At 36.0% G+C, this 18,230-nt stretch carries 18 protein-coding genes; 5 read left to right on the top strand and 13 right to left on the bottom strand.

Translation table 11 applies throughout. From position 1 onward, the window contains the following. Positions 1-67 precede the first annotated feature (67 nt). Positions 68-799, bottom strand: a complete 732-nt coding sequence (locus HNR27_RS05580) for an MBL fold metallo-hydrolase (RefSeq protein ID WP_429339060.1) — start codon at positions 797-799, stop codon at positions 68-70. A gap of 100 nt (positions 800-899) precedes the next feature. On the opposite strand from HNR27_RS05580, the gene yhfH reads away from it, so the two are divergent. Next, positions 900-1,031 (top strand): protein YhfH, encoded by a 132-nt coding sequence (gene yhfH / locus HNR27_RS05575; protein WP_212919234.1) that lies wholly within the window; start codon positions 900-902, stop codon positions 1,029-1,031. 260 nt (positions 1,032-1,291) lie between these two features. Further along, positions 1,292-3,106, top strand: coding sequence for an oligoendopeptidase F (gene pepF, locus HNR27_RS05570; protein ID WP_429339059.1), 1,815 nt, complete (start codon positions 1,292-1,294; stop codon positions 3,104-3,106). 675 nt (positions 3,107-3,781) lie between these two features. Here pepF and hemY read toward each other — a convergent pair. From hemY to hemE, 3 genes are read right to left on the bottom strand one after another with little or no spacing between them, the layout of a single operon-like run. Next, positions 3,782-5,188 carry a protoporphyrinogen oxidase gene (gene hemY, locus HNR27_RS05565; RefSeq protein ID WP_429339058.1) on the bottom strand — a complete coding sequence of 469 codons (1,407 nt, stop codon included), beginning with the start codon at positions 5,186-5,188 and terminating at the stop codon, positions 3,782-3,784. Then, positions 5,188-6,123 carry a ferrochelatase gene (gene hemH / locus HNR27_RS05560; protein WP_212919231.1) on the bottom strand — a complete coding sequence of 312 codons (936 nt, stop codon included), beginning with the start codon at positions 6,121-6,123 and terminating at the stop codon, positions 5,188-5,190. The genes hemY and hemH overlap by 1 nt, the downstream gene beginning before the upstream one ends. Before the next feature lie 32 nt (positions 6,124-6,155). Beyond that, complete coding sequence (hemE, locus tag HNR27_RS05555) at positions 6,156-7,184, bottom strand: uroporphyrinogen decarboxylase (protein ID WP_429339057.1); 1,029 nt, start codon at positions 7,182-7,184, stop codon at positions 6,156-6,158. Positions 7,185-7,635: 451 nt separating this feature from the next. Here hemE and HNR27_RS05550 point away from each other — a divergent pair, with 451 nt between their 5' ends. Further along, entirely contained in the window at positions 7,636-8,121 is a 486-nt protein-coding gene (locus tag HNR27_RS05550) for an antibiotic biosynthesis monooxygenase family protein (protein ID WP_429339056.1), read from the top strand. 70 nt (positions 8,122-8,191) lie between these two features. On the opposite strand, the gene HNR27_RS05545 is transcribed toward HNR27_RS05550, so the two are convergent. The 7 genes from HNR27_RS05545 to HNR27_RS05515 form a co-directional block, all read right to left on the bottom strand. After that, positions 8,192-8,674, bottom strand: a complete 483-nt coding sequence (locus HNR27_RS05545; RefSeq protein WP_212919228.1) for a thioredoxin family protein — start codon at positions 8,672-8,674, stop codon at positions 8,192-8,194. Positions 8,675-8,676: 2 nt separating this feature from the next. Beyond that, entirely contained in the window at positions 8,677-9,105 is a 429-nt protein-coding gene (locus HNR27_RS05540; RefSeq protein ID WP_429339055.1) for a disulfide oxidoreductase, read from the bottom strand. Between the two features lie 78 nt (positions 9,106-9,183). Then, positions 9,184-9,822: a response regulator gene (locus tag HNR27_RS05535; RefSeq protein ID WP_212919226.1), complete on the bottom strand. Its 639-nt coding sequence runs from the start codon at positions 9,820-9,822 to the stop codon at positions 9,184-9,186. Positions 9,823-9,864: 42 nt separating this feature from the next. Then, positions 9,865-10,902, bottom strand: coding sequence for a sensor histidine kinase (locus HNR27_RS05530; protein WP_429339054.1), 1,038 nt, complete (start codon positions 10,900-10,902; stop codon positions 9,865-9,867). Positions 10,903-10,913: 11 nt separating this feature from the next. Continuing rightward, positions 10,914-11,678 carry a cell wall-active antibiotics response protein LiaF gene (gene liaF / locus HNR27_RS05525; RefSeq protein ID WP_429339053.1) on the bottom strand — a complete coding sequence of 255 codons (765 nt, stop codon included), beginning with the start codon at positions 11,676-11,678 and terminating at the stop codon, positions 10,914-10,916. Next, complete coding sequence (locus tag HNR27_RS05520; RefSeq protein ID WP_429339052.1) at positions 11,675-12,934, bottom strand: MFS transporter; 1,260 nt, start codon at positions 12,932-12,934, stop codon at positions 11,675-11,677. The genes liaF and HNR27_RS05520 overlap by 4 nt, the downstream gene beginning before the upstream one ends. Positions 12,935-13,026: 92 nt before the next feature. Further along, a complete protein-coding gene (locus HNR27_RS05515; RefSeq protein ID WP_429339051.1) occupies positions 13,027-13,665 on the bottom strand; it encodes a phosphatase PAP2 family protein in 639 nt (212 codons plus the stop codon). Between the two features lie 110 nt (positions 13,666-13,775). Between HNR27_RS05515 and HNR27_RS05510 the strand changes: the two genes are divergently transcribed. Then, positions 13,776-14,945: a M20 metallopeptidase family protein gene (locus HNR27_RS05510; RefSeq protein ID WP_429339050.1), complete on the top strand. Its 1,170-nt coding sequence runs from the start codon at positions 13,776-13,778 to the stop codon at positions 14,943-14,945. 223 nt (positions 14,946-15,168) lie between these two features. Here the strand turns inward: HNR27_RS05510 and HNR27_RS05505 are convergent, their stop codons facing one another. Together HNR27_RS05505 and HNR27_RS05500 are read right to left on the bottom strand one after the other, a co-directional pair. Then, complete coding sequence (locus HNR27_RS05505; protein WP_429339049.1) at positions 15,169-16,383, bottom strand: ABC transporter permease; 1,215 nt, start codon at positions 16,381-16,383, stop codon at positions 15,169-15,171. Continuing rightward, positions 16,376-17,119 (bottom strand): ABC transporter ATP-binding protein, encoded by a 744-nt coding sequence (locus HNR27_RS05500; protein WP_429339048.1) that lies wholly within the window; start codon positions 17,117-17,119, stop codon positions 16,376-16,378. Before HNR27_RS05500 ends, HNR27_RS05505 begins: the two co-directional genes overlap by 8 nt. 564 nt (positions 17,120-17,683) lie before the next feature. Here HNR27_RS05500 and HNR27_RS05495 point away from each other — a divergent pair. After that, the gene (locus HNR27_RS05495; RefSeq protein ID WP_429339047.1) at positions 17,684-18,112 is read left to right on the top strand and encodes an HIT family protein; all 429 of its coding nucleotides are present in this window, start codon (positions 17,684-17,686) and stop codon (positions 18,110-18,112) included. Positions 18,113-18,230: the final 118 nt, after the last annotated feature.

Below are 18,230 nucleotides of genomic sequence, written 5' to 3'. Positions count from 1 at the left end.
CTTCTAATAATCACTAATTTCTACATTAAGTTTATCGAAAAAGAATATTGTAAGCAAAGATTAACCCTTAACTCTCCCAGGTAACTCCCTCTGCTGCTAAACGAATTTTCCCACTAAAAATGGCTGATGCCTGCTGTACTAAATCTTGATGATTACCGTACTGTGGTAAATGACTCAAAATAAGCTCTTTCACCTTTGCTTCCTTGGCTATAGAGGCTACTTCCACACATGTCATATGCCCCGCTCCTGAACCATCTTGGTCAGCATAGAAATTGCTATCTGCGACTAACAGATCAGCATCTTTACAAAATGGAATCCATTCATTCTGGTAGCTAGTATCTGCTGTATAAACAATAGATTTCTCTCCATCGGTTATCCGCATTCCATAGCATGGAACAGGATGCTTTGTTTTCAAAAAAGTAATTGAAAATGGTCCGATGTCTATTGAGCCGGTTGGATCATATGCAATGCCCTTTGTATAGTCATGTGTTAATTTGGCAAAAGCATCTTTATCTTCGGTATGTCCATAAATAGGTAAGATATCTTTCTGATTACGGACAAGCGATTTTACAAGCCTACCATATTGCAAGACACCAACATCAGCAATATGGTCCTCATGATAATGTGAAAGAATAACAGCATCAATATCCATAATATCCTTATATTTTTGTAATCGTGATATAGCTCCACTTCCAACATCTATCAGAAGTGTGAAGTCATCCTTTTCCAATAGATAGGCTGATGTTGCACTTTCTGGAGCTGGAAAGGCTCCCCAATAACCAATAATTGTTAACTTCATTTTCTAATCACCTCAATAATTAAAATTGTTGTAACACAGAATTGACCTGAAACATACTGTTATAATACAATGAAAATACCAAGTAAAAGGAGGAACACATATGATTACGAATATCCTTGAGTTTTTCCGAAATCTTCCACCTAAAAAATGTCAGCAATGTGGAAGAAAAATAAATGAGCAAGCTGATTGTTACATTAACATTTGCGAAGAATGTGATCATCCAGCTAGATAACTCAGACTAAGGATGACAACCATTTGTATTCCTACACAATTGTACGCCTTTCACAGATTGGAAACAACCTTTGCGTAATGCTAGGTTGTTAATTTTTTTGTTAAGAGTCCCCCCTACTCTTTGTCTTCTAACTTTTCTCCCTTAAATCAACCAAAAGTTACTCTATTAAAAAATATCTGAAAAAATAATACCCATCTTCCTAAAATTGTATTATAATATTTAGATTACCGAAATATTATTTGGGGAAAGGGGATTTATATATGACAACTGCAACATCTAAAAGACTATTACGTGCCGAGGTACCAGAGGAACAAAAGTGGGATTTAACAGATTTATTTTCGAGCACGGAAGCTTGGGAACAAGAGCTACAAGCAGTGCAAGATGAAATTACCGAGGTTACACAATATAAAGGGAAACTTGGTTCTAATGCGAAAACTTTATTAAACTGTCTAACCACTCTAGAAAACTATCAAGAACGTTTAGTTCGTGTTGGTACATATGCAAGTTTAAAGTCTAGTGCTGATGGAAGTGATCCAGAAAACCAGCGAGATGCTGCAAAAGTATCTTCTGCCATGGCTAGTATTGGTGCCAAGCTCTCTTTTATTAAATCCGAACTATTAACTTTATCCAAAGAAAAAATTGAAGAATTTTTAAATGACGAAAAAGAATTACAAACATATCAAAAAATGCTTGAGGATATTTTGGAAGAAAAGCCTCATACATTAGCTCCAGAAATAGAGGAAACGCTAGCCGCCTTAAGTGAAGTCCACGGCTCTCCATATATGCTATACAGCCGTAGTAAAGCATCTGATATGGTGTTTGACTCCATCTATGATGAAGCGGGCAATGAACTTCCAATGTCTGCCGCATTATATGAAGATCGTTATGAGCTTGAAGCAAACACAAAGCTAAGACGTGACGCATATGAATCATTTACAAAGACATTAAACCAATATAAAAATACATTTGCTGCAAACTACGCAACTGAGGTTACCAGACAAGTAACTATGGCTCGTTTACGAAACTATAATTCTGTTACAGATATGTTATTAGCACCACAACAAGTTACAAAGGAAATGTATCAAAATCAATTAAAGGTCATTCAAGCAGAGCTAGCACCGCATATGCGTCGTTATGCAAAGCTAAAAAAAGAAAAACTAAACTTAGACGAAATGAGATACTGTGATTTAAAAGCACCACTAGATCCAGAATTCAATCCAAAAACAACTTATGAAGAAGCAAAAACGGTAATTTTAGATGCACTTAAGGTGATGGGTCCAGAATACCTAGAAATCATGGAAAAAGGATTAAATGATCGTTGGGTAGATTTATCTGACAATGTAGGAAAAGCAACAGGTGCATTCTGTTCTAGCCCATACGGAGTACATCCATATATTTTAATTACATGGACAGATACAATGCGAGGCGCGTTTGTACTTGCACACGAATTAGGCCATGCGGGACACTTCTATCTTGCAGGAAAAAATCAATCCTTAGTAAATACGAGACCTTCAACATACTTCGTTGAAGCACCATCGACACTGAATGAATTGCTTCTTGCCAATCATTTGATGAATGGTACCGATGATAAGCGAATGAAACGTTGGGTTATTACGCAGCTATTAGGTACATATTACCACAACTTCGTTACACATTTGCTAGAGGGAGAATATCAGCGTCGTGTTTACGAATTAGCTGAAGCTGGTACTCCTTTAACTGCAACAGTATTAAATCAACAAAAGCGCGAGGCTCTAGAAAACTTCTGGGATGATTCCGTTGTATTTGATGAAGGTGCTGGTTTAACCTGGATGCGCCAACCTCATTATTATATGGGACTTTATCCATATACTTACTCTGCTGGATTAACTGTATCCACTGCAGTTGCAAAGCGTATTCAAGAAGAAGGAAAGCCAGTAGTTGACAGTTGGTTAAACGTTCTTCGAGCAGGAGGCACATTAAAACCACTAGAACTAATTAAACAAGCTGGAGTCGATATGTCAAAACCGGATGCTATTCGAGAAGCAGTTGCTTTTGTCGGATCATTAGTAGATGAACTAGAGAATAGTTACGAATAAAAATATTTTTGAAATAGCCTAGTCGAGGACTAGGCTATTTTTTGTGTAATTATTGGATTGATTACATTTTCAAGTATATGTAGATGCTTAGTGAACTTCTATGGTTCATTTCATTCTCAGTTTCCTTCTGAAATGATGTTTATTGCACTTCTATGCTTCGTTTCACCCTTAGTTTCCTTCTAAAATGATGCCTAGTGCACTTCTATGTTTCATTTCAATCTCAACTTCCTTCTAAAATGATGCCTAGAGCACTTCTATGTTTCATTTCATTCTCAGTTTCCTTCTGAAATGATGCCTAGAGCACTTCTATGCTTCATTTCATTCTCAGTTTCCTTCTGAAATGATGCTTAGTGCACTTCTATGCTTCATTTCATTCTCAGTTTCCTTCTGAAATGATGCTTAGTGCACTTCTATGCTTCATTTCATTTTCAATTTCCTTCTGAAATGATGCCTAGAGCACATCTATGCTTCATTTCATTCTCAACTTCCTTCTGAAATGATGCCTAGAGCACATCTATGCTTCATTTCAATCTCAACTTCCTTCTGAAATGATGCCTAGAACACATCTATGCTTCATTTCATTCTCGACCACCTACCGGAAATGATGTTTAGAGCAAATTACAAAAATAAAAAAACCACGGTATCAACAATCTCCGTGGTCAACTGTAACATTATTTATATAGATAAATATTTCCGAACTTGCTCTACTGCCTTTTCTGCTTGCTCTATACAATCTGGAATACCGACCCCATTGAAGGAACTACCTACAAAATAAACACCTGGTAGATGTTCACTGGCCTCTTTACGGGCTTTGGCAATTCGTTCCATGTGACCAACAGTGTATTGGGGCATTACATTCCTCCACCGAGAAATAACACTAAACTCTGGCATAGCTGTTATATTCATTGTTTTGTTTAAATCTTTTAGTACTAGTTCAACTAAGTCTTCATCAGGTAGATCTACTACCTCTTGATCACTTGGTCTACCTACATAACAACGGATCAATGCTTTACCTTTTGGTGTGCTGGAAGGCCATTTTTTGTGTGTCCATGTACAAGCGGTAATTCGGAAATCACTATTCCGTGAAACAACGAATCCTGTTCCATCGATATCCTGTTTAATAGCCGATTGTTCAAAGGCTAGCGCAACGTTTGCTACAGAGCTTGAAGGAACATTTGAGAAACCCTGTAGAAAATCGTACTGGCTAAACATTTTGGGTAATGTTTTATGTGGCGTAGTAGCAATTACCGCTACTGCTTTTATCACATCACCACTACTTAATAAAACATGGTAACCGTTATCCTTTTTCTCGATATGGTCTACAGCATTATTTAACAAAATGGTCCCCTCATCTAACTTCTCGACTAATTTGTGAACCATTGTTTCTAGGCCATTTTTGAACGAAAAAAATGCACCAGGGGGGTTACCTTTTTCTTTTGTTTTCACAGGCTTTGGCATCGTTTGTTTTAATCCTTTGATTAAACTACCATAGTTTTGCTCTAATTGATAAAAATGCGGAAATGTTGCCATTAAACTCATCTCATCAATATCGCCGGAGTAAATTCCAGATAATAATGGTTCAATTTCGTTTTCCACTAATTCATTTCCAAACCGACGTCGCATAAAAGCCCCTAAGGATTGATCTACACTTGCATCCCCTTTTCCTTTAACAAGATCAAGTAATGCTCTAAGTTTTCCAAATGGAGATACAAGTCCTGTTTTTAAAAAAGGACCAATTTGCATTGGCACACCCATAAATGCTCCTTTTGGCATTTTATGTAGCTTTCCTTGAACTAAAATATAGGATTGTCCAGTTCCATTACGAATGACTTCATCTTTTAACCCTAGTTCTTCAACAAGCTTCATACCTGGCTTCTTTCTTGCGATCATGGAATCTGGACCACGTTCGATGGTAAATCCATTCTGTTTATGTGTGATAATCTTACCACCTAAGCGATCACTTGCTTCAACCAGTTTCACTTCGTAAGGCAATGCTTCTTCTTTTAACGCCTTTTGCATATAGTAGGCAGCGGTTAAACCAGTGATCCCACCGCCTACTATAACAATTGTTTGCTTATCCATTACGCATCACGCTTTACTCGATTTTGAACAACCTTTGCTAATGTCTCAATAAATAGTGGATGTGTATTTGGCATAGGAGGACGATAGTAGCTCGCTCCTAGTTCATCACATACAACTTTACACTCGTAATCATTATCGTATAGCACTTCTAAATGGTCTGCGATAAATCCAACAGGGGTATAGACAAATGTGCGGTATCCTTTTTCTTCATAAAGGGAACGAGTAAGGTCTTGTACATCAGGTCCTAACCATGGATCAGGAGTATTTCCTTCACTTTGCCAACCTAGCTCATAATTCGTAATACCGGCTTTATCTGAAATTAATTTCGCAGTTTCTGCCAATTGATCTGGATATGGATCGCCATTTTGTAAAATTTTCTCTGGAAGACTATGAGCGGATACTACTAATACTGCTTTTTCTCGCTCCACGTCAGACATTTTTGCATAAACTTCCTGAATCCGATCAGCCCAATATTGAATAAATCCTGGTGCATCATACCAGCTTTCAACAGATTTTATTTCAATACCGTATTTAGCTGCTTCCTCATGAGCACGCGTATTATAGGATTTTACGCTAAATGTTGAATAATGCGGTGCTAGTACAATAGAAACAGCCTCTTTAATACCATCTTTTCCCATTTCCGCTACAGCATCTTCTATAAAAGGTGAAATATGTTTTAGTCCAATATATGCTTTAAACTCATATTCATCTTGTATTTCATTTAGTTTTGCTTCTAGTGCTTTTGTTTGTTCTTCAGTAATTTTAGCAAGAGGAGAAGTACCTCCAATCGCTTTATAGCGATCTTTTAAATCCTGTAACTGTTCATCAGAAGGCTTTCTTCCGTGACGAATATGCGTATAATAAGGTTCAATATCTTCTTCCTTATACGGTGTGCCATAAGCCATCACTAGTAGTCCTATTTTCTTTTTTTCCATTTTCTACACCTCTTCATGTCAGTTTTAATTTATTATCTTGCTGAATACGTGTGAATTAAATCTGTAAGTTTTTTCAAAGTCTCTGGATGAATATCTGGTGTGACACCATGTCCAAGATTAAATACATGACGACCATCTTTCATTGATTGATCAAGAATCTCTTTTGTACGCGATTCAATCGTAACCCAATCAGCTAGTAAAATTGCTGGATCAAGATTTCCTTGTAACACCTTTGTAACTCCAAGCTCTCTTGCCTCTTTTATGGATGTCCTCCAATCAAGACCTATTACATCGAGAGGTAGCTCATTCCATTCTAATAAAAGATGACTTGCCCCAACACCGAACATAATCAGTGGTACACCCTCATTTTGTAGTTCACTAAAAATTCGATGCATGACTGGTTTTATATAAGTACGATAATCCTTAGCATTTAAAGCGCCAACCCATGAATCAAAGATTTGAACTGCTTTAACACCAGCCTTAATTTGGGCCTTTACATAAGTAATCGTCATATCTGCAAGCTTATCCATCAATGCAAACCAGGCATCTGAATGAGCATACATAAATGCTTTTGTCTTGCCATAATTCTTCGATGGACCACCTTCAATTAAATAGCTTGCGATCGTGAAAGGTGCTCCACTAAATCCAATAAGAGGAACCGTCAACTGTTCAGTAGTAAGTAGCTTAATTGTGTCCAATACATATGGTACATCCTTTTCAGGATCAATTGTACCTAAAGCTTCAACATCGTGAAAACTCTTTATCGGATTTGCTATGACTGGTCCGATCCCTGCCTTAATGTCTACATCAATACCTATTGCAGGTAAAGGAGACATAATATCCTTATACAGAATAGCAGCATCCACATTGTACATTTCTACAGGTAATCTTGTAACATATGCACAAATTTCGGGCTGATGTGTAATTTCAAACAAAGAATATTTTTCCTTAAGTTTGCGATATTCAGCCTGTGATCTGCCCGCCTGTCTCATAAACCAAGCAGGTGTGTAGTTTGTTGCTTCACCTTTATAAGCGCGAATAATAGTGTCATTTAGCTTCATTTTCTCACCCTTTTGGAAGTTCTAGCAGTGAACATTCCTTATTCCTTTATGTATTTGCTATTACTTAAAATTAGTCCTAAATACGATTAATTCCATCCTCTACTATACCTATTTAAAGGTTTGATGTATAGCAAGATACCTACTTTGTCATGAATTTGTCTAATTTGCGATTACTACAGAATAAGAATGAAACAATGTTATTATTACCTGGGAAATAATGTCCAATTTTGTCGAATAGCTAACATTATAGAAGCGAGTGATTACTTGTAAACATTCTTTAATTGTTTCTGTTATAATTGCAACCATAGTTCGGTAAAATAAAGGAAGAGAATAACAATTTGGACTGCCGCTTATTTACGTCTGCATCATACATATTATACGATAATTAAATACAATACCCAAATGATAGGCATTACTAAATAATAATTAATACAAAGAGGGGAGAGGTTATATGAATGCCTATATGACAAATGGAACAGTTGATTTCCTAAAAAAAATAGAGGAGAAATATCCCTCTATACGCTTTCACTTTATGTCTGGCTCTGTCAATGATGTTGCATATTATGAAGGTAACAAAAAACTATTTGTTGCTGGGAGAGAATATGAAATTATCATTCAAACAGGAGAAATAAGAGATAAGGGGTATATTGTCATGAATCATATCCCTGTTACAGATGAAGGTAGACCTGTCTTTGAAGATAACTTTAAGAAAAGAAAGCATGCGGCTGAACATTATGATGGATTCCAAGCATTCCGTCTATTAAAGCCTAGGAAAGGTAATACATATGTTGTACTTACCCAATGGCAATCTAAGGTGAGCTACGAGCAGTGGAAAAACTCAACAGACTTCCAAAAGTCACATGTCAATATCAAACCACCTGCTTACTTCGCAGATCGCCCTTTTGTCCATACATACAATATGATTGAAAAAGACTGACATGTTTCTAAAAGAATAGAAGAGACAGCACCTTAACCTTTTGTTGTTTAGGTGTCTGTCTCTTCACATGCTACTTGTTCTTTAGCACATATTCCTCAAAAAACGCTTTATATTCCTCTTCTGTTTTTTGCCCCTCTAATCGACGTACCTCTTTACCATCCTCATAATAGACAAGAGTTGGTGTTGACTTAATCCCAAATTGGGGAACGGCAGTAGAAAATTCTAACAGATTTAGCTTTTTCATATCAACATTCATTTTCTTAGCTAGCGGGGCTAAATATGGTGTTGTTTTTTGACAGTAAACACAAGTTGGGCTGTAGTAATAAACTGTCATTGGCTTTCCACTCTCAACTTCTGCTATTAAATCTTTAGGCAAAATTTGATTATCGTAGTTTGGATCTTTTAATTGGTCAATTGTTGCTTGTTCCAAATCAGTCGTTCCATATGGGTTATTTGCTTCTAAAGCTTTATCATTTTTATAATCTATCACAAAATATAAAGCAAAAAATAACACGACAATAACACCGATAATAATGAGCATTTTCTTTTGCATGGTTATTTCCCCCTAGCCTGTTTAATTAATAGTATATGTAAAACAAAAATCAAAATAAAGGCTGTCCCTGCCAAAAATGGAATGGTTATAAAACCAAAATAATTCACATATTGAAAGTTACAAGGAACAAGTCCACAAGCTCCACCAGTTTCACTTAGAGCTGGTAATTTCTGAATTAGATAATGATATGTAGAAACACACATGCCTATTCCGCTCATAATTAACCCCGGAAGTGCTATGGATATATTTTTCTTTAGTATTGCGGTACCGTAGATCACGATGAGTGGATACATTAATATCCGCTGGTACCAGCATAGCTCACATGGTTCATATCCCATCACTTCCGAATAAAACAAACTACCTGCTGTAGCAATAATTGCTATACCCCATATTCCAAGCAAGATATTTTCTTGTTTTTTCGTTTGATTCATTTAGGAATCTCCTCACCCTTGTTTTGATTTTTCCCTAGTATTATACTAGGAATTTTTACAAAAAACAAAAAAGAGGGCTTACCCCTCTTGCTTCAAAAGATGATTTTTGTGCACATAAACTGCTGCCTGTGTTCTATCATGCACCTCAAGTTTTGCCAAAATATTACTTACATGCGTTTTTACAGTCTTAATGCCGATATACAATTGTTCACTAATCTCTTGATTTGTCATCCCATTTCCAATACATAAAAGAACTTCCATCTCACGATCTGTTAATTCATCATGTGGTTTACGCTGTTCTTTTCGAAAACTGGTCATCATTTTACTAGCAACCTTTGGCTCTATAACATTTTCACCTTTCGCCGCTTTCTTTATAGCGGAAACAATTTCATCTGCTGACGAGGTCTTTAATAAATAACTAAAAGCGCCAGCCTCTAATGCAGGGAATACTTGTTTATCATCATAAAAACTAGTAAGAATAATAATTTTACAAGCTGGATATTCTTTCATTACTTGTTTAGTAGCATCAATACCTGTACCATCATCCATCATCAAATCCATAAGCACCACTTCTGGTCTTTCACGGAGTATTAATTTCGCCCCTTCATTCCCACTATCAGCTTGACCAATTACTTCGATTTCTGGATCTGTATTTAAATAGGCGATAATCCCTTTTCGCACTATTTCATGATCATCTACTACAGCAACTCGAATCATTTACCATTCCCTCCCCCTCATATTCATTTACTATCATATTTTTTAACAAGGTATCCGTATATCAATATATGTTCCTTCATCGACATTAGATCGAATTGTGAAAGTACCGCCAAGCTCTTCACTTCTTTCTTTCATGGTTTTTAAGCCATAGGAAGTCTTCTTCTCCTGATCCTGTAGTAAGTCAAAGCCTTTGCCATTATCGGCAATATGGAGGAATAACTCTTCACCCTTTTTATTTGCTTCGATCTTCACCTCGGTTGCATAGGCATGACGGAGTATATTGGATAAGGATTCTTGAATGATACGAAATACATGCTCTTCCGTTACAGCGGGTAGTTTTAGTGTATCCTCAATGGAAACTTGAAAGCGGATTTGCGATTTTTGTTGTAGTTCTTCAACAAGCTTCTTAATCCCTATTGGTAATGGGTTCCCTGATAAATGAACAGGTCTTAGATGGAGTAATAATGCCCTCATTTCTGTTTGTGCCTGATTAGCAGCACTTGCTACTTCAATCATTTGCTCCTTAGCAAGGGCAGGATTGTTTTCAATTTGCCTTATTGCAGCTTCGGACATCATTGCTAATGCAAACAACTGTTGACTTACTGCATCATGCAAATCCCTGGCTATTCGCTGTCTCTCTTCAATCACAGCGGATTTATGTGCTGATTTTGCAAGCTCGGCATTTTCATCTGCCAACCTTTGTAAAGATTTCACTTGATTCTGTAACTTCTCCCCAAGCTCGTTTAATTCTTTTCCAATTCTATTAAGCTCATCTCCTTCATCAATATAGATGCGAGATTGATAATTTCCATTCGCATACTGGGTAATAAGAACAGAGAGATAATCCATCTTCTGTTTTAAATCACCACTGGAACGAAAGCCAACATAAATGGAAACGAAAAAAGCAATAACAATATAAAGTCCGATAAATAGAAAAATACTATTTGCTGTTAGCCATTTAGGGCTAATTAACACAAAAATTGATAGTAAAATTGCTAATATCGTCACAAAGGTTAAAAACAACCCATTAAGATGTGACACAATATAACTATATCGGATACTGGAAAACCGTTTCTTCACCTCATATCCCCCTATACAAGATCAACTCGTATTGATCCAGCCTTTAATTTTAATGTGAAGTTTAATTTTCTTGTTGCAGTATCATAATTAGGTGTTACATAACTGAGAGATCGATTAATGCCATCAACAGTTTGACCAACAATATCAATATCTCCCGCTTTAACTGATGCCTTAATTTGGAATTCTATGTTTTCAGGTATTAAGATATGCACATCGCCAGCAAGTGCATTAACAGTAATTGGAATTTCCTTTTCAGGTATATATGCTTTAGAGAAATCATAATAGAAATCCCCCGCCAATGTCTTAATTGTTGTAGGCTCTACTTTCCAGTTCGGCTTATTAAACTCATGATTTCCTACTGTAAAAAAAGAACTATTACTATATTCGGCATCAATTACTTCTTCATGATTACCCTTTTTCTGAATTATTACCTTTGGTTTAAACGAATTTCCGATAAATTGAAAGCCAAAATAGATAATTAGAAGTGGCCATAACTTAAATACATCACCAAAGGTAAAAGTGATTATGTCAAATCGGTCCAATAAAAGCAATGATCCAAAGATGAAGAAGAATGATCCCCAGGCGTAGCTTCCACCACGATGCTTCATGCGGTCTATCATCCATTTTATTCCAAAAAGGATAAATAATGAAGGATAAATATACCCCCAAGCGTCTCTTCCGTTAAAATCCATTACACCTATATTTTCTAAAACTAAAACGACACCAAAGCCAATTAGTAATACGGCTATTAGAAATCGAAAGAATCCAATTTTCACCCTTGTTCTCTCCCTTGTGATAATGTAAAGCTAAGTAACTTTTTATTTTTTAATAAGTTATAAACGGCAATTAATGTTACAACTAAACCACTAACAACAATAATCGCTTGTATTGATACATTTGCTGCAATTAAGGATGATGTAACAATATAGGATACTGGAGTCAATCCAGTCGAAACGGTCATAAACATACTCATCATTCTACCTAGCATATGCTTTTCCGTAGTTTGCTGTAGCATGGTAATTAAAGGTATATTGATAATTTGCGTCAGTACTGACATAAGGGCAACAAGTCCTGCCATCATAAAAGTGTTAACAGATAGCCCAGTTATACTAAACGATATTCCTAACCCAATTAAACTCATAATTACTGCTTTACCTGGTCTCTTTAATTTCCAGCTAGCGAGTAAGATTGCTCCTGCTAGTGCACCAACACCCATCGATGTCTGAATCGTTGCGAGGCTTGCTGCATTTCCGTCAAATACATCCTTAACAATAACCGGCATTCCAATTGCTATTGGTCCAGAGAAAAAGAAGTTTAGGAAAAACGCCATGATTACAACTGAAATAACAAGTTCGTTCTTCCGCGCATATTGAAATCCTTCCTTTAAATCGGTTAGTGGTGCAGGCTTTCTAAGCTCCTCCTGCCTTTCTATCTTCAAACGAATGAACAATACTGCTAAAGAAGAAATAAATAACATGACAAACGCTACGGAATAAACACCAGCAAATCCTAATAATGCAATTAATGTACCACCTAAAGCAGGACCCAAAATTGGACTTATTTGATTTGTCATCTGTATAAATGAATTTCCACGTTGTAGCTGATCGTCTTCTAGTAATGTCGGAACTAATGAATTCATTGCTGGATAACTAAAAGCATCAGATATTCCAAATAATCCAGATAACACCAACAAATGCCAAACAGCTACAGAATCAGTCCAAATTAGTAAAATTAATATTCCAATTAATAATGCCCTAGAAAAGTCAGACCAGAATAAAATAGTACGTTTATTCAGCCGATCCGCAAATAATCCTCCGACAACAAGTAGAATCAATCGTGGAATGGCTGCTACAAAAAACAACATCCCAAAATAAAAACGATTATCTGTAATGCTTAGCATCAGCCATTCCGTACCTATTAAATATACAAAATAACCTGGTGATGAAAATATCGCACTTATTAATAGTAGAACAAAGTTACGATTATGAAATATGGGGACCTTCACATTCTCTTTCTTTACAACAGCATTCATTTTAAATGCTCCCTTCTCCTAAGGTTGTTAACTATATAGTAGACAATTTTGGAGAATGGAAAAACCATCTCTGGAATGCTTTTCACTCCGTCTCAAGACGGATATCTCTTTTTTTGGATATATTCAAAGAAATAGATAACACTTACCATGCACATATACCCAAACACGAATCCTGCTATCACATCTGTTAAATAATGAACATTAATCACATACCTACTAATGCCAATTAAAAATGTGACAAATGCAAAAAATACTTGAATTGTAAATGATATCATTTTCGATTTTATCTTTTGTACTAGAAAATATGCCAGGAGACCATAGCAGACAATCGAAACCATTGCATGTCCTGATGGAAAACTCTCCCCCACTGCATTTGCTGCTACTAGTATAGTAGGTCTCTCTCGATGGATGAATAATTTGAACACCCCATTTAATTCATGTGTCACACAAATAGCTGTAAAATATAATATTCCTGGGAGCCAATCTCTATATATAACGATGAGAACAATTGCCATGATACCAGCAAAAGGATAGACAAACTCTTTAGAGCCTAGATTCGTTACAGAAAGGAAAAAATAATATATTTCAGTATGAGCGAGCCTATGAACTAGCTCTCTTGACATCTGGTCAATATAAGGTACTTTCCCATGAATAATATCCATGATCCATACGCCAATCATCATTATTACCATGATAAAGAAAATTACAGAGATAATTTTCCGCTGAGCCAAATACTAATCCTCCCATTACTATGTATTCTTAATTACCATGATAGCCTATTTAATCATTATTAAAAATCATTTTTTCATATATAATAGTAAAAAAGAAAAGGGGTGGAGTAATGCTACAAGAAATACATAATGCGATTGATGCTGTATATCCTGAGATGGTTGAAACTCGACGGTATCTCCATCAATATCCAGAACTCTCCTTCAAGGAATTTAAAACAGCGAAGTACATAGCGGATTTTTACGAGAAAATAGGTATTCCATATCAAAAAAATGTAGGTGGTAACGGTATTGTTGCTACATTAAAAGGAAGGAAGCCTGGAAAAACCATTGCACTACGAGCCGATTTCGATGCTCTACCAATTCAAGACGAAAAGGATGTGCCATATAAATCTAAAATTGATGGGGTGATGCATGCTTGTGGACATGATGGACACACCTCAACTCTACTATATTTAGCAAAGGTTATGAAATCCTATCAAGAAGAACTACCTGGTACCATTGTGTTTCTTCATCAGCATGCCGAGGAATATGCACCAGGGGGCGCCAAACCGATGATTGATGCTGGAGCCTTAAAAGATGTTGATGCCGTTTTTGGCACCCATTTATGGGCCACTACCCCTCTTGGTGTTATTCAAACAGCTAAGGGAGTTCTAATGGCTGGAGCGGATCGGTTTGAGATTATTATACAAGGCCAAGGGGGACACGGTGCCTATCCTCATGAAACAAAGGATTCCATTGTCATCGGATCGCAAATCGTTACACAGTTACAACAAATAATCAGCCGAAGACTAGACCCACTAGAGACAGCAGTTATAACAGTAGGCATTTTTGAGGCGGGTAATGCTTTCAATATTATTGCAGATACAGCTAGATTAATAGGTACTGTGCGTTATTTGAATACGGAGATCCAAGATAGAATAATTAAAGAAATGGAGAAAATTATTAAAGGAATTTGTATAGCCAATGGATGCAACTACACATTTAACTATGAAAAAGGCTATCCGCCAGTGATTAACCATGATAAAGAAGCTGAATTAGTAATGAAGGTTAGTCAAAAACTTGCTGAAGTTGAAACGGTGGAAGAAATAATTCCTGTTATGGGTGGAGAGGATTTTGCCTATTATTTACTTGAGAAGCCAGGAGCATTTTTCTTCACAGGTGCAGAGAAGGCAGGAAATCGTTATCCACACCACCATCCACACTTTGATTTCGATGAACGAGCAATGCCTATTGCAGCGAAAACGTTAATTAGTGCTTATTATGCTTATCAAGAAGAATAATTGCCTCGTAAATTAGTTTATACCCAAAAGTCAGCATCAATAATCTGACTTTTGGGTTTCAAGACGGAAAAGTATTTATGTTGCTGAGAATGGTTTCCTATTAAATTACCATAATCAACTCTTTGATAAATTTAAGGATAACAGCATTGAATATACTTTGAAATAGTCACAAAACATAAAAGGGTGGCCCTTTATTCTTCTCAAAAGGACTACCCTTACTGTATTATACAAGCTTGTGCTTTACATACCCATTCGTAAACAAATATACAAATAGAATTCCACCAACAAGTGTTATGGCAAATCCTAAAAATGCTTGCGTAAAAAGAAAGACGATTGCATAGAGTATAGTCTGAATCATTGCTAGCTGAACAAGCCATTTTATTAGTGCTGTCTTTCGTTGTTCGACGTCAACTGGATATAAATCTAACCACATAATTGTACGATGATGCTGATATAGTGTCATCATTTGGAAGCTACTCATATATAGAAATAAAATCGCAAAAAGAATCTTGATCCAGATATTCGGAATGTAGTAAATAAATAGCCCACCAATTACAATTAAACGAAGATACATCGACATATAATCGCCACCGCGAATAAAGGTAATACGGTACAAATAGTCATACGTATTCTTCCTATCAAATGGGATTCTCTTTTCAACGAAGGATACGAGCCAGTGTCGTGGTCTAATTCGATTTTTCAAATGTGGTACATCTGTGAAAAGATTGGCAAATCGATAAAAGGACTGCATACGATGTTGATCCTTTTCTACTAATAATTCCCAAGCAAGACCAGCTTGTTTTCTAGAAAGACCGAGGTCATAAAGAAAAATAATGACAAAAAGAATCGTTATTATTCCCGCGATAACCATTTCCCCACTTATAAGAAAGTAAAATACGGCAACATTTAATATAAAGCGTGCAGCTTGATCTGTGTAACGGATATTTTTATCCCGTATCTTTAACATCCACCAATTTGCGAATAAATTCCACAATTTAAAAATTAGCACAACCAAAATAGTAAAAAGATATACTCTTCCCTCACGCTCTGGAAATGATGCAAAATATAATGGTCCAAATGCTGCAACTACAAGTGCAACAATATATAGTTGAATGACAAAGCTATAGATAAGGGCATTTCGAAAATAAGCACTCATTTTATGCTCAGCAGCAATTAAAAAGACGAGATCTGGCTCTTTTAACAAGGTTCGTACAGGACTATAACTTACAACAATTCCGAAAACGATTCCCATTAACCAAGATGTTGGGAAATTTTCTGGTATATTAGCTAACCATTGCTGATAATAATATGCTGCTGCTGCAATGAAAAACAGCATGGCGAAAGCAATATGTCCATTAAAGATATATTTTAAATATCTACTAGTGTCCTTTATATGAATGCTAAATCGCTTCATAAAAAAGTCATGTGAGTTAAACATGGCTATCTTCCTTTGTTAGCTGAACATAGAGGTCATCCAGCGTAGCCTTTGGCATATCAAATTGCTCTCGTAAATCCTCTAATGTTCCATAGGCTCTTATTTCCCCATCATGAAGAATTACAAACCTATCACAATATCGTTCAGCAGTAGCTAATATATGAGTAGACATAAGGATACCAGATCCATTTGCTTTCATCTTATTCATTAAATTCAAGTACGATTGTATACCAAGCGGATCAAGTCCCACAAATGGCTCGTCCACAATATAAAGTGGTGGTTCAATAAGAAATGCACACATTATCATCACCTTTTGACGCATTCCCTTGGAAAAATGCACCGGAAACCACTTTAGTTTTTTCTCCATTCGAAATTCCTTTAACAATATTTCAAGCCTCTTCTCAAACAGTTCCTCAGGAATATCATATGCCATTGCCGTTAAACGCAAATGCTCATATAAGGTTAACTCATCGTAAAGAATTGGCATTTCTGGAATATATGCTAATTGATTTCGATAGATTGTCGGGTTTTCCTTGAAGGTCTTACCATTAATAGATATTGACCCTTTTTTCGGCTGCATTAACCCAATGATATGTTTAATGGTTGTACTCTTCCCAGCACCATTTAATCCGATTAAACCAACTATTTCTTTTTGGTTCACATCAAAAGAAATGCCATGAAGAACATTTTTATGGGTATAGCCCCCAACCAAATCTTCAATATGTAATAATGGTTCCACAAAGCTCTCCCCCTAGATTTTCACTTGTTAAAATTTTATCATTAATACATTTAAAATCCAAAAGAAAATCCCATTAAGATTTTCGACATTTTTCTACTGTAATGCATAGAATTTTGATATTTGTTCAAAATAATAGTGTAGGGTCGAGGATTATTCACTGTAATCCATTTTGTTCAACAAAAATGAGGTGTTAGCGTTGGAAAATATTGAAGATGCTTCACTAAAAAATTTGTTATAAAACAAATGGGGTGTTGGTGAAAGATAATCTAATGCTATAAAACCCTTTTGTTAGAAGATATCTCAACGCCAAGGGATACTAACAAAAAGGTTTTTGTAAAAAAACCAGTAATTTGCATAAGCGAATAACAAGGTCATTTACAAGTCCCCACATTAGTATTATCCCCGACTCTACACAAAACAGGCTTGCCATTTAGGCAGCCTGTTTCTTTTTTTGTTTTAGAAGTTGGGTTTGAAGCAAATGTTCTTTAACTAAAACAACATACTTTCCTTTACTTTTACACGCCCAACTAATTACAATAGAAGAAAAAGTCAGGAGTTGGTAATATGGCACATGAAGATTGTATATTTTGTAAAATAATTGCCGGAGAAATTCCTTCTGCAAAGGTGTATGAGGATGATTATGTGTTTGCATTCCTTGATATTAGTCAAGTAACAAAAGGACATACATTAGTCATTCCAAAGGTTCATACGAAAAACATTTATGAAACTCCTAGTGAAATAGCAAGTGAGCTATTTGCACGCATTCCCAAAATTGCAAATGCAATTAAAGAAGCTTATCAACCAGCTGGATTGAATTTGTTGAATAATAATGAACCAGCTGCAGACCAATCTGTCTTCCATTTACATATTCATTTAATTCCTCGTTATGGCGAGGGAGACGGCTATTCGGCAAATTGGAAAGTTCATACCAATGAATATAAGCAAGAAGATTTACAACGAATTGCGGCAGATATTAATAAGGAAATTAAGTAGTCAAAAATAACTAACAATTATAAAATTGTACTTTTTATTTTAAATAATGTTTGATATAATTTAAGTAAGTTTCTGCAGCTGACAACGAGTGTACAGTTGAGGAACTAAAACAAAGAGC

Origin of the sequence: Ornithinibacillus bavariensis, from assembly GCF_050433565.1 — a bacterium.
Lineage (GTDB): Bacteria > Bacillota > Bacilli > Bacillales > Amphibacillaceae > Ornithinibacillus > Ornithinibacillus bavariensis.
The sequence above is the reverse complement of the archived record's forward strand: the minus strand, read 5'-3'. Positions and strand labels throughout refer to the sequence as shown.